Source organism: Citrobacter sp. wls717 (assembly GCF_005280955.1).
Taxonomy (GTDB): Bacteria; Pseudomonadota; Gammaproteobacteria; order Enterobacterales; family Enterobacteriaceae; genus Citrobacter; species Citrobacter werkmanii.
Genome location: NZ_SZWW01000017.1, coordinates 58,452 through 74,100, shown reverse-complemented (window position 1 = coordinate 74,100; position 15,649 = coordinate 58,452). Strand labels below are relative to the sequence as shown.

Annotated in this window: 15 protein-coding genes and 1 tRNA gene; all 16 read left to right on the top strand. The window is 46.5% G+C overall.

Annotation, left to right across the window (positions count from 1 at the left end; genetic code table 11):
* Positions 1-71 precede the first annotated feature (71 nt).
* Positions 72-920, top strand: a complete 849-nt coding sequence (gene folP / locus FDX09_RS13115; protein ID WP_038634231.1) for a dihydropteroate synthase — start codon at positions 72-74, stop codon at positions 918-920.
* Entirely contained in the window at positions 913-2,250 is a 1,338-nt protein-coding gene (gene glmM / locus FDX09_RS13110; protein ID WP_038634228.1) for a phosphoglucosamine mutase, read from the top strand. The genes folP and glmM overlap by 8 nt, the downstream gene beginning before the upstream one ends.
* Positions 2,251-2,694: 444 nt before the next feature.
* The gene (locus FDX09_RS13105) at positions 2,695-3,411 is read left to right on the top strand and encodes a type IV pilus major pilin (protein ID WP_137347341.1); all 717 of its coding nucleotides are present in this window, start codon (positions 2,695-2,697) and stop codon (positions 3,409-3,411) included.
* 116 nt (positions 3,412-3,527) lie between these two features.
* Complete coding sequence (locus FDX09_RS13100; RefSeq protein ID WP_137347340.1) at positions 3,528-5,411, top strand: type II secretion system protein; 1,884 nt, start codon at positions 3,528-3,530, stop codon at positions 5,409-5,411.
* Positions 5,412-5,441: 30 nt separating this feature from the next.
* Complete coding sequence (locus tag FDX09_RS13095) at positions 5,442-5,873, top strand: TcpQ domain-containing protein (protein WP_137347339.1); 432 nt, start codon at positions 5,442-5,444, stop codon at positions 5,871-5,873.
* A gap of 13 nt (positions 5,874-5,886) precedes the next feature.
* A complete protein-coding gene (locus FDX09_RS13090) occupies positions 5,887-7,344 on the top strand; it encodes a type II and III secretion system protein (RefSeq protein ID WP_121530037.1) in 1,458 nt (485 codons plus the stop codon).
* A 12-nt stretch (positions 7,345-7,356) separates the two neighbouring features.
* Positions 7,357-7,899 carry a hypothetical protein gene (locus tag FDX09_RS13085; RefSeq protein WP_038634220.1) on the top strand — a complete coding sequence of 181 codons (543 nt, stop codon included), beginning with the start codon at positions 7,357-7,359 and terminating at the stop codon, positions 7,897-7,899.
* Between the two features lie 3 nt (positions 7,900-7,902).
* The gene (locus FDX09_RS13080) at positions 7,903-8,799 is read left to right on the top strand and encodes a hypothetical protein (RefSeq protein WP_137347338.1); all 897 of its coding nucleotides are present in this window, start codon (positions 7,903-7,905) and stop codon (positions 8,797-8,799) included.
* Positions 8,787-9,395 carry a hypothetical protein gene (locus FDX09_RS13075; protein WP_137347337.1) on the top strand — a complete coding sequence of 203 codons (609 nt, stop codon included), beginning with the start codon at positions 8,787-8,789 and terminating at the stop codon, positions 9,393-9,395. The genes FDX09_RS13080 and FDX09_RS13075 overlap by 13 nt, the downstream gene beginning before the upstream one ends.
* Positions 9,392-10,930 (top strand): ATPase, T2SS/T4P/T4SS family, encoded by a 1,539-nt coding sequence (locus FDX09_RS13070; RefSeq protein ID WP_137347336.1) that lies wholly within the window; start codon positions 9,392-9,394, stop codon positions 10,928-10,930. Before FDX09_RS13075 ends, FDX09_RS13070 begins: the two co-directional genes overlap by 4 nt.
* Positions 10,914-11,942, top strand: coding sequence for a type II secretion system F family protein (locus FDX09_RS13065; protein WP_137347335.1), 1,029 nt, complete (start codon positions 10,914-10,916; stop codon positions 11,940-11,942). The genes FDX09_RS13070 and FDX09_RS13065 overlap by 17 nt, the downstream gene beginning before the upstream one ends.
* A complete protein-coding gene (locus tag FDX09_RS13060) occupies positions 11,939-12,775 on the top strand; it encodes a hypothetical protein (protein WP_137347334.1) in 837 nt (278 codons plus the stop codon). Before FDX09_RS13065 ends, FDX09_RS13060 begins: the two co-directional genes overlap by 4 nt.
* A gap of 79 nt (positions 12,776-12,854) precedes the next feature.
* Positions 12,855-13,694, top strand: coding sequence for an A24 family peptidase (locus FDX09_RS13055; protein ID WP_137347333.1), 840 nt, complete (start codon positions 12,855-12,857; stop codon positions 13,692-13,694).
* On the top strand, positions 13,691-15,004 hold the full coding sequence (locus FDX09_RS13050) for a M23 family metallopeptidase (protein ID WP_137347332.1): 1,314 nt from the start codon (positions 13,691-13,693) through the stop codon (positions 15,002-15,004). Before FDX09_RS13055 ends, FDX09_RS13050 begins: the two co-directional genes overlap by 4 nt.
* Before the next feature lie 214 nt (positions 15,005-15,218).
* Positions 15,219-15,551 (top strand): preprotein translocase subunit SecG, encoded by a 333-nt coding sequence (secG, locus tag FDX09_RS13045; RefSeq protein ID WP_006687886.1) that lies wholly within the window; start codon positions 15,219-15,221, stop codon positions 15,549-15,551.
* Positions 15,552-15,560: 9 nt separating this feature from the next.
* Positions 15,561-15,647 (top strand) — tRNA-Leu (locus FDX09_RS13040).
* The last annotated feature ends 2 nt before the right edge of the window (positions 15,648-15,649 follow it).

The window sequence follows — 15,649 nt, the reverse complement described above, 5'->3', positions numbered from 1 at the left end:
TTGAAAACCCTGGGGCTTGCTCCGGGGTTTTTCTTATCTGCATACTCAAGATTTTTACCAGGGATAAAACTATGAAACTCTTTGCTCAGGGTTCTTCACTGGATCTCAGCCATCCTCACGTCATGGGGATTTTAAACGTTACGCCAGATTCTTTTTCCGATGGCGGGGCGCACAACTCTCTGGTTGAGGCGGTAAAACACGCAAATCTGATGATTAACGCTGGGGCGACTATCATTGATGTGGGGGGGGAGTCCACGCGTCCTGGCGCTGCTGATGTGAGCGTGGAAGAAGAGCTGCAGCGAGTGATCCCTGTGGTGGAGGCGATTGCTCAACGTTTTGAGGTATGGATTTCCGTCGATACCTCAAAACCCGAAGTGATTCGCGAATGCGCGCGGGTCGGCGCACATATCATTAATGATATTCGTTCACTCTCGGAACCCGGGGCGCTGGAAGCTGCCGCGGAAACCGGACTGCCAGTATGCCTGATGCATATGCAGGGGCAGCCGAAAACCATGCAGGAAGCGCCAAAGTACGAGGATGTGTTCGCTGAGGTAAATCGTTACTTTGTTGAGCAAATAGCACGTTGTGAACGAGCCGGAATCACAAAAGATAAATTGTTGCTCGACCCGGGATTCGGATTCGGTAAAAATCTCACCCACAACTACACATTACTGGCACGCCTGGCTGAGTTTCATCATTTTGAGCTGCCGCTGCTGGTTGGAATGTCACGAAAATCAATGGTTGGTCAACTGCTGAATGTGGGGCCATCCGAACGCCTGAACGGTAGTCTTGCGTGCGCGGTGATTGCCGCAATGCAGGGGGCGCAGATCGTTCGTGTCCATGACGTCAAAGAAACCGTAGAAGCGATGCGTGTGGTGGAAGCCACATTGTCTGCAAAGGAAAACAAACGCTATGAGTAATCGTAAATATTTTGGCACTGATGGGATCCGTGGCCGCGTAGGCGACTCCCCAATTACCCCTGACTTTGTGCTCAAACTGGGGTGGGCGGCAGGAAAAGTGCTGGCACGTCATGGTTCACGAAAAATTATCATCGGTAAAGATACGCGTATTTCTGGCTATATGCTGGAGTCTGCGCTGGAAGCGGGCCTGGCTGCCGCAGGTCTTTCTGCCTCTTTCACTGGCCCAATGCCAACACCTGCCGTTGCTTATCTGACGCGTGCTTTCCGTGCGGAAGCAGGGATTGTTATCTCCGCTTCACACAACCCGTACTATGACAACGGGATCAAATTTTTCTCTATCGACGGCACCAAACTGCCGGATGCGGTTGAAGAAGCCATAGAAGCCGAGATGGAAAAAGCAATCACCTGTGTGGACTCGGCTGAATTGGGTAAAGCCACCCGTATTGTCGATGCCGCCGGTCGCTATATCGAGTTTTGCAAAGGCACCTTCCCGAATGAGCTGAGCCTGAGCGAGCTTAAAATTGTGGTGGATTGCGCTAACGGTGCGACGTATCACATTGCGCCAAACGTACTGCGTGAGCTGGGCGCCAATGTTATTGCCATCGGTTGTGAGCCAAACGGCGTTAACATCAATGAAGAAGTCGGCGCTACCGACGTCCGCGCCCTGCAGGCGCGCGTGATCGCGGAAAAAGCCGATCTGGGTATCGCGCTGGACGGCGACGGCGACCGCGTGATCATGGTCGACCACGAAGGCAATAAGGTCGACGGTGACCAAATCATGTATATCATCGCCCGTGAAGCGCTGCGTCAGGGGCAACTGCGCGGTGGCGCGGTAGGCACGCTGATGAGCAACATGGGCCTTGAGCTGGCGTTGAAACAGCTGGGCATTCCGTTTGCTCGTGCGAAAGTCGGTGACCGCTATGTCCTGGAAAAAATGCAGGAAAAAGGCTGGAGTATCGGTGCGGAAAACTCAGGCCATGTGATCCTGCTGGATAAAACCACCACCGGTGACGGTATCGTGGCGGGTCTGCAGGTGTTGACCGCGATGGTGCGCAATCATATGAGTTTGCACGACCTGTGCAGCGGCATGAAAATGTTCCCGCAGCTGCTGGTTAACGTACGTTACACCGCAGGTAGCGGCGATCCGCTGGAAAATGACAATGTGAAAGCGGTGATGGCAGATGTTGAAGCGGCGCTGGGTAATCGTGGACGCGTCCTGCTGCGTAAGTCTGGCACTGAACCATTAATTCGTGTGATGGTTGAAGGTGAAGACGAGGCACAGGTATCTGAGTTCGCCCATCGTATTGCAGATGCAGTGAAAGCGGTTTAATACATAGCTATAGGGGTTAGTTTTACCTCTATTAAAGAACGTTATAATTTGTTATCAGACGCCCGGTTAATTTAACCGGGCATTTTTTTCATTCTCATGCCAGAGTAACAGGAATGACAGTATTATCGGTATTGTTTTTTCGATAAGGGATTAATAAATAAGGAAGAAGAGAAGTTTATCAAGATTGACATTTAATTATTGAAAATATTCCGCATCTCATGTAAAAGTACAGCTATAAAGTACGTTTTGTTTTATTGGTTTAACTAATTCATAATAATTATACTTTCCTATAAATTTTATAAAAATAATGTATGAAATGTGTTTGCTGAATATAAATTTATTCTTAGTTTTTTTTCGTTCTGTTGCATTCTTATTTTTCCGTATTAATAATATTTGAACAGGTGGCTAAGCCTGAATTTAACGGAATTAATAAGGGTGTATAACATGAGTACAATGGTTTTAAACATAAAAGGGAATGTGACCAAAAAGGTCTCTAAATTAAAAGAGATGAAGAAACAGCGAGGTGTTACGCTGTTGGAAATAATTATTGTCTTAGGGATTATCGGTGTTATTGCCGCTGGTGTGGTTATTTTAGCCCAGCGGGCTTTTACGGCTCAGGACTTGTCTGCTGTACAGGATGACTTGACCAGTGTACGTACTGCAATGAATGAAGCTTATAAAGATCAGGCTCAATATCCGGCGCAAAGCGATTCTATTAAAGGTTTGTCTAAATCCGATATCAACGATACTTCTGTATCCAATGACTCGCCAATCGCCACTCTGGTACGTATGGGTAAAATCTCTGCTGATGAAGCGTTTAACGGCTTCTCTAACGATGCGTTCCAGATGGATAACGCGTTAACGGATAGCTCAAGTTCTCAGAGAAAAGGCTTTGTTGTGGTGGTGAATGGTCTGGCGTCTGAAGAGTGTCGTAACCTGATTTCCCAGATGGGTAACCAGTGGGACTATGTTGAAGCGCTCAATACCGGTGCTGCTGCCGGGTCTGAACCAAGTATCGCTGACCGAGACTTCAGTGTGGGTAAAAGTGGTGCAATTCTTAAGACGCTGACCTCGAGTGATATTTCGCCTTCTGATATTGTTGCAACTGGCGTCTGTGACGGTCAGGGTTCTATTAACGGTGTTATCTTCGGTAGTAAATAATACTTTGTGCTCTAAATTAGAATCTGTTCTTTTTTAGAATAAAAACAAGTGGCTATTTACTGTGAATAGCCACTTATTATTTATATAAAAATGATTCATGTTCTTCAGGAATTAGTATGCGGTCCCGAAACCATCAGGCTGGATTTTCACTACTGGAAGTAATTGTTGTACTGGCAATCATTGGTGGCGCGCTAGCTATGTATACCAATTATGCCCGTAAACAAGCAGCGAAAGAAATGCGCCAGACCATCGCGAACGCGCTTGTCCAGGAGATGAAGGGCGTGATGAATTATTTGCGTGATGAAACTCTGCAAACAAAAGACGGTGAAAAAGATAACCCACTGTATGAAGCCACGCAAGGCAGCAGTACCGATTCCCAATATCGTTACCGGATAACTAATAACGTTACGGACATCGATACCGGGACCGGGACGAACTATTTTTTGTGGGGAGAGGGGGCGAATCAGCAAAAGCAACAGCGTTATTTGTTCATCAGCAAAAGCTGTAACGTCTCACTTAAATCGACATTTGAACTGACACAAGAATATTTACCCTGCTCACTTGTGACGGCGGCTAAAAATCCCGCGGCGAAAATTGAACGGATTGGGTTTGCTTCTGACGATCTTAAAACCCCCTCCAGCACTATTGCGCGTATGGATGCTATTGTTGCGTTCAACTACACGGAGAGTAACGACAAGTATAGTTTTGCCAATTATGCCTCCGCGTTTAACAATGCGTTAAATAACTCAGGCCTGATTGCTTCGCATATCATGCTTGTTCGCCGGGCCAGGACGGCGGATGCCTGGCAACTGATAACGGAATCTGACGGCAGTACGCCAGTCGAGTTTTCCGATATGGCGTCTAACCTGGAGCGACTGGAAACGCTGGGAAAGGGTCAGCAACTGGGTATTCGCTTTACCTTTGACATGAATGATAACGATCAGGGGAGCAATGGCGGCGGCTCAGGCACGGCATGCTGGAACACCCAGGAGAGCAAAGTTGAACTGTGTTACAACCAGGAGGCAGGCACAGGCGCCCATGGCGAAGATCAGATCCTTTCGCTGGATATGACCGATCCGGAGAATTATGGTGATGAGACCAAAACGGGTACGCTAAAAGCCAATCTGGTGATGGAAAATACGTCACGGCCAGTTTTTTTATTCAAGCGTAATTATGGCGGTGATTTAATGCTTTCCGCCGACGGTAGCCCTGAGCGCTTTACATACAAAAATAACAATAACGAAGAAATTGAGGGTGATTTTTATCTGGATGATAATACCTCTTATCATGCCTGGAATGGCAGCAGCATGGCTGGATTTGATATTATTTCGGATTATTACCCTTCCAGTACATATGATGCTTTTGAACTTGTTACTCCGTCAGTGAGTGAATATTCTGGCTATGAACTTTTATCTGCGGATATTACAGACGAGAAAAATTATGTGGCAGCCTATGATGACAGTTCAATAAAATCTGGCTTGCATCGATTTGCAGTGCAGACTTGCCCTGTTATCGAACAGGAAATTATTTTGCGTGACGCCAACGGTGACGCAATCCTGGATGAAGATGGCAATAAGGAAAAAACAAAAGTTACCCGGGCGTTATATCCACGGTTGTCTGCCAGTATATCTTCTGTCTCGGCTTATAACGATGGCGGCATATCTGGTAGCTATGTCAAACAAAATGAGACTCGCGCCAAATTAGATGATAGCAAGAAAGTAGACTTGCTTGGCGGCGTTACTGTGCAGGTAGAGTTGGCTGAGATGGACGTTTCAAGTGGGGCTCGTGTCGATCATAATGTGGCGCAAAAATACATATTCCCGGGCAGTAAGTATGTATGGGCAGTGACCGCAACGATGGGTCTGTATGATTCAGAAACGGGAGCAGGATATAACATAGTAAACCCACAGACAATATCTTATGTCATTACCAAATGGTGCAGTACGATACCGCAATCAGGTACGCCATATGATTTATTAACGACGACAGAATACAGATAATAGCAATCTGATAAACAGAGGGAAGATAATATGATTATCAGGAAATACTGCCTGCTTTTATTGTCGGTAATGCTTTTGCCGCAGGCTATGGCAAGTAATAATAGTTCATCAGAGATCCATATGGCGGCATCTCCAGTATCTTCTGGTGCGGTTGTTCAACATACTGGCATAAATCCGTTTACTGGTGACACTTATCACGCGGATGTGCCTTCAGTGCCGCCACTGGTAATTCAGGAAGATAAATTATTAAGCCAGGAAATCAGAAAATGGGTGGAGGCTAATGGCTATAAGCTTTTCTGGAACAGTGCAAAAGATTACCTGGTTTATAACAATATTACGCTGGCAGGGAAATCGGATGACGAGATCCTACAAGAACTTGGCGAGCTGTTTTTTTCTGAGAATTATGGCCTGGTAGTCAAGAAATATCAAAAAAATCGCGTTATTGTTATTGATGAAATGTAAAACGGGTGCAGGGATGAAGATTAAGACAGGGTTGTTAATATTAGCCATTTTTCTTCAGGGTTGTGTTAGCGATTTTGAAGAAAAATATGATTCAGAAAGCCAGATTCAGAAGCATTTTAAAGATGCGACCACCCAGGATGAATCAAAAGCGAAGCCGTATATCAAGTACGACCGCGCATACATAGGGAAAAAGGTGGATTACAGCGTTGAGCAGCAGCGAATCATGGGAAAACATGTCAAAATTTCATCCTATGAACCCGCCACGCTGGCAGTCATTATGGACGCTGTCTCTGCACAAACGGGAATCAGTTACCGGATCAACGAGAGTGCGATAGGCGCAAAAGCCGGTGCGTCAAATAACAGCGGTAGCTGGAATACGGCGCGTAGCGTAAAATTTGATGGCACCTTTGAGGCGTTTATCCAGTATATCGCTTCCCTTTATGACGTAAGCCCAAAACTTGATAATCATAACGTTCTCAAAATAAACGTTTATGAAACGTATGTCATTAAGCTGGACTTTTATGGTGAAAACAATAAGACAGAAACGAACCTCGATCTTTCTGGTAACGAGGCGACTTCCAGCGGCGGGTTGACCGGAAAGACCGAAACCAAATTCGAATCATCTTTCTGGGATGATGTGGAGGATATGGCGAAGAATTATATTTCTTCAGGAAACTACAACCTATTCAAAGATTCTTCTGTCTTAATGGTTAACTCAAGACCGTCAGAGTATGAGGCGCTCAATCGTGCGTTAGATAAATATAAAGCGGATAACAGCCGTCAGTTTATTGTTACCTATAAAATCTTCACGCTCGATAAATCGAAAGTGAAAGAACTTTCTGCCGGCGTTAACTTCTCTCTGGATGACGGGCAAAACACCATGAAGATCAGTTCAAGTTTGCTGGACTCATTAACGGGTGGCATATCGGCAGGCTGGAAAAATAGTACTGTTGATATCAGTAGCGGGCTGGATGCGTTATACAAGTTAACGGGTGACCGGACGTTACAAAGCGGTTCGTTTATCACGCGCAACAATATGGCGATACCGCTGAATATGACGAAGTCGCAAAATTACGTCTCCAGCAAAACCCGTACCGTCGATGACAATGGTGAGGTTAACGTCGCGGTCGAAACATCATCCATTATTACAGGGACCAGTTTTATCATCACCCCCCGCGTGCTTTCAGATGGTCGAATTGAGGTAGTGAGTGGTTTCACAAAACGTTATCTGGAAGGCATTGAAACTTATGATGATGTGCAGTTACCGAACGTAAGCACCACGGAATCATTTAACTCATCAATTATTATGCCGGGCGATCTGCTAATGGTAGGCAAGTATGATGTGAAAGGTGAAAATGGTGGTCTGGAATATCAGGTATTGGGTATCGGTGACAAAAATGAAGATGAATCTGCGACGATCGTCATGGTAATTGGCGTCGATTATTATCGTCAGCCTATTACTTCCCGATAGGAATAAATGGTTATGGATAAACTGTTACAGGATAATAATATCCTTACCGGTCTGCTCTGGGAACCGGACAGTATGTCTCACCTTGACCCTGGCGCGCAGGCAGCTTTTCGCGGAATGGTAAAGGCTAATCGTCGGGTAATCTATAAAGATTCTGACGGGCGTTTAGCAGTGGGTTATTGTGAGAAAATTTCTACCCTTTATGAGCCTTTTGCGATTTATATTAAAGAGTTATTTGGGGATGGCATCTATTTCTCACATGGTGATGATAATTTCACTTATCTGCTCATTATTAATGGCGGCCGGATTGTCAGTGGAACCGATTGCTTTATAGAGCGCAGCCTGTTTGATGAGCTCATGCGGCACCCGGAACAATATGAACACCTGGAAGTGACGTCGCTGACCGAAGTCCAGCTTTCTGTGGTGATAGAGAAATGCGCGGCGCATCAGCTCTCTCTGAAGCGACGTCGCAGATTCATTATTAGCTCCATTCTGGCTGGTGGTCTGATATTTTTGGCGCTGCTTGCTTTAGCACTTCATTTTCTGGTGGCGGGGTAATTTATGCTGGAAGGTCTCTATTTCTGGAAAGGTAAGAGCGGAATATTTTCTACAAGTCGAATTATAATTATTATTCTGGTTATTGCTTTACTGTTGTGTGGTGCAGGTGCAGGCTATTGGTATTATTTTATAAAGATGCCGCAAGACGAAATGCTTGCTCAGCAACAACAGGCTGCGCAGAAACTGCTTAACGATAAGGCTTCTGTACATGACTGGTATGAGAAATCATTAGAGGGAATGAGTATTGATTTCGGTATTCGCCTGATTGATGAAATTCATCGCAGCGTTATTCCGTTTGCATTGATTAAACTTCCTGTTGAGGGACGAAGCTATGGCTGTTCGCTAAAGGCGTGCCACATGACTTTTGAAATCGACCCCGCTGCTATTTTGACGCAACCAGAGTTAACTTTCTTTGGTAAAACCTACGCAGCATCATTTCCAGTAAAAAAAGGAAAGAGCAGGTCGAATGGGGTTTCACTTGAATACAATGACATGAAAATTGCCCACAAAGAAAACGGCTTATTAAGCGCGTATAAGAAGAACAAACCTTTGTCGTTATATTCCTGTAATGAGGTTATCTCTTATATCAAAAGCTATAACTCAACGTTGACGGGCGGAAAGGGTAAAAATAAAAATGGCGAGATTGTATTTAAGACTCTGCCTAAATCGACAGTTGCAGCGCTGGAAAAAACATTAGCGGGGGACGTTAAGGCTTACGGTATGCTTTCAGCAGAGTGGAACATGACGCTGACAAAACCACACTCCACATCAGTGAACGAAGGGATATTATTACAGGTTGCCTTGTATAAACAGGCGTATCGGGATGCCTTTCTTATCAGGAAGATTGAAACAATTAACGATGGAATAAAAGTATCCGGAGGATTAGTATGCAAAGCGTAAAAAATATCATCATATTTGCAGTATTAATGGTGGGATCCGGACTGGTACAGGCCGCTCCGACTACTGACTTGCCGCCTGCACCCAAAAACCAGACCGGTAAACCAGCGCTGGTAGGCAATGGCGAGAAAGCTGCGTCTCCTGAGGTAAAAAATGTCGATGAGAAAGCCCTGAATGAGCAGTCAGCGGAACTGACGATGCAGGATCATATTCAGGCACTCGTTGAGCAGGATTATCTTTATCAGTCAGAATATCGCAAGCTACAGCAACAGGTTGAATTAGAAAAAATGTTGAGCGAAATTCGTAAGCTGCGCGGTGAAGATAAAATAAAAGCGAGGGCAACTCCAACTCCCGTAATCGAAGCGAAGATCAAGACTGAAAAAAGCACGCCTGCGGTCAATACAGGCAATAATATTGCGAAGCCGCACGTAGTACTGGAATCAGTCATTGGCGGTCTTTCCCGGGTTGCTATTGCTAATCAACGCGGTGATACATTGTTATACGTCACTCCAGGAAATGTATTTTCCATGGACGGCGCACAATACATTTTAACCAAAGATCGTAAAAACGGGTTGCAAATTAAGGAAGCTAACCCGTGAATATAGATTTTAAACGAATAACGACTGAAGATATATTTTCCGGTCTTTGGGAGTATCATGAATTTGAAGGAATAGGCATTAATGCTATTCATGATGGTTATGAGTATTTATTAGTACACACTATCAATATCGATAAGTTATTTGAATACAAGCTCCAGATAAGCCGGCTGAAATCAATGCATAAACGGCCAGTCATTGGCCTGGCGATAGTAACGGAAGAAGATTATTTTCATATACTGGAATTTATCTCTCTTAAAGCCCTTAACGCTGCGCATAATGATATTGATATCACAGACACGCAAAAACAGTTGGTCAATATCTTACAGCGCGTTGTAAATATGGGGGCCAGCGACCTTCATATTACACGGAATGATGTGTTGGCGTTGCTTGAGGCGCGCGTAAATGGCGTATTGATGCCGTTTATGCAGATTAAATCACAGCAGTGTGATGAACTGGTATTTGTCTTGTACAACGTAGAGGCTACAACCAGAGATACAACATGGAACCGGGCAATTCCGCAGAATGCGAATATTCTCTACAGTCTTAACGGTAAACCGTACCGTTTCCGTTATGCCCATTTTCCCATTTTTGGCGAAACGGCGGATTGTTACCATGCTGTGCTGCGTATTATTCCTTCCGGTTTGCAAAAAGATAACCTGGGCTCGCTGGATAAAATAGGCGTTTCGTCCGCCGAAATTGCCGATTTGAAAAAGATCCTTAGCAACCCTTATGGCGCGTATGTCATTGCGGGAACGACAGGTTCGGGCAAATCGACCACGCTGAAAAACCTGATGGAATGGCTACAAATTAACCGCTATGACGATCGCGGCTGCTTTTTGACGGTCGAAGATCCCGTGGAATATCAGATATACGGTGCCAAGCAAAGCTCCGTTGTCAGCGTCGAGGGGGGAGGCTTCCACGCCGCAATTAAATCTGCGTTACGCCGCGACCCGGATGTACTGATGGTGGGGGAGATTCGTGACAATGTTTCAGCTAACGCTCTGGCGGGCGCCGTTGAGAGTGGACATTACTGTTTTACCACCGTGCATGCGGGCAATATCGTTTCACTCCTGCAGCGTATGTCCGCATTAGGTATCAGCAGTGACAAGCTCTCCACGCCAGGCTTCGTTGCGGGGTTGCAGTGTCAGAAACTGGTGCCGGTGCTTTGCGATACCTGTAAGCAAGTCCATGAAGAGATTACCCTTTCCGACCGCACTTTTACTCTGTTCCGGGCAAGCGAGAAGGGGTGTGTAAAGTGTAAGAAGAGCGGTATCAAAGGACGGCAGCTGGCGATGGAGTATTTTTTGCCAACCTATGACGAACTGGCGGCTATCTCCCGTCAGGAGTGGCTTAATGTTTACACCCTGTGGCGGGAAAAAAGAAAGACAGCGGTAGGACTTGCTGAAGGGTTTGAGATCCGTGAAAAAGTCATGGCGCATGTGCTGCTTGGTCGTGTGGATGCGCGCTGGTACGCAATGGAATTTGGCGTATTGCCAACAGAAGATCTGGAGATGATCGTTGAAAAAATTCAGTAAGAAACAGCGCATCTATATCTACCAGTTTTGCGCAGACATGATTAAGGCCGGTCTGCCTTTGTATGATTCGATGCAAAAACTGCAAAAAGAAGGTCAATCTTTACTGGGGAAAGCCTTTAGTAAACGGTTGATGGATCTTATCACGCAAATGAAGCAGGAAACATCCGTTGCGGCTGTTTTCGAAGGTATGGTGCCGAATTCTGAACTGAGCGTGATCACCGCGGCGGAGAAAAGCGGCAGCCTTTCTGATGGATTTTTTACCCTGGTTTCGATTATTAAATACAACGATGAACTGCGTAAAAAGATCATCGGTGCGCTTATATTTCCCCTGATAATGATTACCTTGTCGTTAATTGTTATTGCCGGCTATTCACAAAAAGTATTCCCCGCCTTTGCCTCCGTTGTGCCGATTGATAAATGGCCAACCGTGACACAGAATCTCTATAATTTTGGCGTGGCGCTTTACGAGGGGTTGTGGCTAAAAATTCTACTGGGATTTATCTTTCTGGTTATCTTTTCACGGCTGACAATGGCCAATTTTAGCGGCACAATAAGGAATAAGGTTCTCGACAGAATTATGCCGTTCTCAACTTATCGGCAGCTAACTTCCTCCATTTTTTTGAATAATTTGTCGCTAATGTTGAGTAACAATATTCCTCTGACGGATGCGCTTTCAATTATTCAGCTCAATGCTAACCGTTGGCTAAAATGGCATCTTTTCACCATGCTGGAGAAAATGGCGCACGGCGTGAATTATGGCAAAGCGCTCGATACCGGACTGATGGGCGCGGAAGAGTTACTCAACATCAGCCTTTATGCCGATCTCCCCTCGTTTAATGAGGTTTTGCTCTCGGTATCGGAGCGCTCCCGCGATCATATACAGGAGTATATTAAAAAACTTGCCGGACTGTTAAAGAACTTAGCCACTGTTATCCTGGGCGGGAGCGTTATCTGGGTATTTCTGGCGCTGTTCTCATTAATGGATACGTTGTCGAAAAGTGCAGTAGGATGATTGATGAAATGAATATAAAACCACAAAGCATTTGTCAGCGTGCACTCTTACTGGGTGCCTTATTCCTGGCGAGCGTAACGGCGCAAGGAGCGCAAAAATATGGTCTTAGCGACAGTCTCCAGTACTGCGAGCTTTGGGATACCTTTTTCCCTCTTTCGTTTCAGGTCCCTTCAAGTAATTGGGTGTCTAATTATTCCAAGCCTGAGCTTAACATCATATATATCTCAGCTGGTAAACGTAAGCATGTGGATGACTACATTGATCTTTACACTATTAATAACCAATCTGTCTGGCCGTCGCGTTTAATCAGTGGACGTGACTCGGCCTTTTGTCAGAACGACGGTGGTTGTGTGGCTAAAGGTAAGGGAAGCGTAGGTAAGGGTATTTCGGCATATAAAGATCTTGTCGCCGAATTTCCTGATGATGACGTTAAGATATTTTCCGGTTCCCCTTACTATGACGGCACTCTCTCATGGATTTCTTTGCCTGTACGGTACCTTAAACTACTGAGAGTCGAATTCTTTACACCTTATTCCGGACCCGTAGGTGTTTTTACAGACTCTTATAATCCGTATGTGGAACCATTATATTTTGAATATAGAGCGACAGGGAATAAAGATGAAATGCAATTGACAGCTGTAGGTGGTACTGCAGCCGGGGCTAATTTCAATGGCGTTAATCTACCTGATAAAATAAGGCTAACGTCACTTGCTGCTTTACAGGTTTGGTTGTCATCAAGCACTGGTGACCCATGGAAGACGTTATTACCTTATGCGCACACGGTGGATATGACAACAAGTCAGAAGGCGCTTATCCCTGATAACTGCAAGTAATCTCGCGTAACGATCGCCGATTATTAAAAGACGATCGTTACTGATGTAACACCGACTATTAATAAGAGTTAAATTTTGCATGGATGCTTTTTTCTCTCCCTGGTACCCCTGGCTCGCGCTGCTTCTGGGATTATTCATTGGCAGCTTTCTCAACGTCGTTATTTATCGCTTACCGATAATGCTGATGCGTGAAACCGCAGACGATGAAGAAAGAAACGCGCTTCCCGCGGTAAATTTATGGTGGCCGCCGTCTCACTGCCCATGCTGCCAGCACAATGTTATGCCCTGGGATAACATTCCCGTGGTGAGCTGGTTGCTGTTACGCGGCAGATGTCGCCATTGCCATTGCACAATTTCGGGTATTTATCCGTTAAGTGAGGCGGTCATTGGCGTTGTGTTTTGCACTCTGGTTTACTGGCTTTATCCGCAATATAGCTTACTCCAGCTCGCGTTCATGGCGTTATTTCTCTGCCTGTTGTACACCCTGGCGGTTATCGACATCCGCACCTTTTTGCTTCCTGACTGCCTGGTGTTTTTATTGCTGTGGGCAGGACTTATTGCCTCTGTACGCCACCTTATTCCAATTTCACCGCGGGATAGCGTAATGGGCGCCGTTTTTATATGGGGCTTTACCTGGCTAATGGCCGAAGGTTACCGCTGGATAACCGGTCGGGAAGGTTTCGGTAAAGGGGACGTTAAGCTGTTCGCCGCGTGTGCGACATGGTTAGGGGTGGAAAATATTGCGGTGCTAATGCTGGGCTCAGCCCTGTTGGGTCTTTGCCTGTTTCTGTTTCGCTACTTCTATATTCGCAGATTCGCGCCGCAGGGGGAGCTGGCGAAACAGGGATACATTCCATTTGGCCCGGCGATCGTTGTGATGTCGATCTATCTAATGTATACGGCGGTGCTTAACCTGTGATCACTCTTCTGCTTTCGTTACTTTTGCTGCGCGCTGCGCCAGATATGTATCGGGACGAGGTTGCGCGTGATGAATTCAGCGTGACGGTATCGCTCATTCCGCCCGCTCCACGACAATACACTACCGTGCCAGCCATGACGGGGCGAATACCACGTACGCTTTATTTACTGTCTCTGCCAGTATGGCGGCCAGTGGATCAGCAGAAAACCTGTGCAACAGCGGTGCTGATGAATCAGCCGCCAGTAACAACATCGCCTTTAATACGGCAGCGCTATCAGCCTTGTTTCGATGATCTTCAGGCCGGTAAACACCATGCGAACCTTATTGAGACCCGACGGGAAACCGACCCTCTCTCCTGTCGCATCAGCGCTGCTACCTTGTCACGTCGCGCTTTTATGACGTGGCCCTCTGACGTTACGGTGAACGCCGATGCCAATGATGATCTTTCCTGCGCGCAGGTTATGGCGCTGGCAAGCTTCTTTCCTGCTGGCGTTGTATCTACCGATCGCTTTGCAATCAATCCGGCTCCTGATAATGATACGGCGAGCAGCTTTTTTTCGGTGCTGAATCTGACGATCCCCACGAACAGCGCCCCAGCGCCAAACTGGCAGTCTTTATCGAATCGTCATGCCGTTTCTGAGGTCGATACCCTGCCTGCTGGGGCGTTTATCTTCCCCCTGACGCACGAAATTGTTGTGACGTCTCCTTATGGCATGCGTTACCACCCGGTCACCCGTCAGTTTATGCGGCATGAAGGCGTGGATCTGCGCGCACCGGTAAATAGCCCGGTAATGTCGGTTGCCGATGGCGAAGTGACGGCGACCGGCTATGGTCCGGTGACGGGGTTCTATATTACCGTCAGTCATGCCGATGGCTGGAGCAGCCGCTATCTGCATTTAAATACGCTTCAGGTTCATAAAGGCGATAAGGTATTCAGAGGCAATGTTATCGCCTTATCAGGGGCAACCGGGCGCATCAATGGTCCTCATCTCCACCTGGAACTCAGCCATCATCACCAGTTGGTAAACCCAATGGAGGTGCTTTTTGCGTCGACATTAAACCCCAATGCCAGGCGGGCGTCGCACGAAGCAGATACACAGGCGGTTATCGAGCCGGTGGATATGACGCCGACCATCGCTTTGATTAGTGGGGAAGGGGAGAATTTGCAGATAGGCGTGCGCGTCGGTAAAAAAACCACCTTCTACGCGCAGAGAGAACCCGTAGAGACGCCGGATGGCGTATGGCGCATTGTTAAACGGTATGGAAAATACAGGCTCGTGAAAGTGTCGCCGGAAGCGAAACCCGAATAGCCGGCTGTTTTATAGCCGTTTTTCCGCCGTTAACCGGCAGAATGCAGCGCTTTTGCTGTTTTTTTCCGCAGTTGATACAATGCACTAAAAATGCCCTTGCGAAGGTGATTCGCTTTGGTTAGTATTCACACCCGCTTCAGTGGGAAACAGTAAATATTCCCGCTTTAATGGTCGAAGCATTGTACGCGGCAACTCCGCAAGGAACAGGTTGATTATGCACGAAGCTCTTTTAGTAGTTTTCCTTATTGTGGCAATTGGCCTGGTTGGCTTGATCATGCTGCAACAAGGTAAAGGCGCTGATATGGGAGCCTCTTTTGGCGCAGGCGCTTCTGGTACTCTGTTTGGTTCAAGTGGTTCTGGTAACTTCATGACCCGTATGACAGCTGTATTGGGAACCTTGTTCTTCATCATCAGTCTGGTGCTGGGTAACATGAACAGCAATAAGACCAATAAAGGAAGTGAGTGGGAAAATCTGAGCGCACCGGCGAAAACCGAGCAAACTCAGCCAGCTGCTCCGGCTCAGCCGACCAGCGATATCCCACACTAAGTATTCTGTACCGAGGTGGTGGAATTGGTAGACACGCTACCTTGAGGTGGTAGTGCCCTAACGGGCTTGTGGGTTCGAGTCCCATCCTCGGTACCAAA

Coding starts and splice junctions, on each gene's coding strand:
- FDX09_RS13085 (WP_038634220.1), top strand. CDS start 7,357: ATGGATAAACTGTTACAGGATAATAATATCCTTACCGGTCTGCTCTGG.
- FDX09_RS13075 (WP_137347337.1), top strand. CDS start 8,787: ATGCAAAGCGTAAAAAATATCATCATATTTGCAGTATTAATGGTGGGA.
- FDX09_RS13060 (WP_137347334.1), top strand. CDS start 11,939: ATGATTGATGAAATGAATATAAAACCACAAAGCATTTGTCAGCGTGCA.
- FDX09_RS13105 (WP_137347341.1), top strand. CDS start 2,695: ATGAGTACAATGGTTTTAAACATAAAAGGGAATGTGACCAAAAAGGTC.
- FDX09_RS13090 (WP_121530037.1), top strand. CDS start 5,887: ATGAAGATTAAGACAGGGTTGTTAATATTAGCCATTTTTCTTCAGGGT.
- folP (WP_038634231.1), top strand. CDS start 72: ATGAAACTCTTTGCTCAGGGTTCTTCACTGGATCTCAGCCATCCTCAC.
- FDX09_RS13100 (WP_137347340.1), top strand. CDS start 3,528: ATGCGGTCCCGAAACCATCAGGCTGGATTTTCACTACTGGAAGTAATT.
- FDX09_RS13095 (WP_137347339.1), top strand. CDS start 5,442: ATGATTATCAGGAAATACTGCCTGCTTTTATTGTCGGTAATGCTTTTG.
- FDX09_RS13055 (WP_137347333.1), top strand. CDS start 12,855: ATGGATGCTTTTTTCTCTCCCTGGTACCCCTGGCTCGCGCTGCTTCTG.
- secG (WP_006687886.1), top strand. CDS start 15,219: ATGCACGAAGCTCTTTTAGTAGTTTTCCTTATTGTGGCAATTGGCCTG.
- FDX09_RS13080 (WP_137347338.1), top strand. CDS start 7,903: ATGCTGGAAGGTCTCTATTTCTGGAAAGGTAAGAGCGGAATATTTTCT.
- glmM (WP_038634228.1), top strand. CDS start 913: ATGAGTAATCGTAAATATTTTGGCACTGATGGGATCCGTGGCCGCGTA.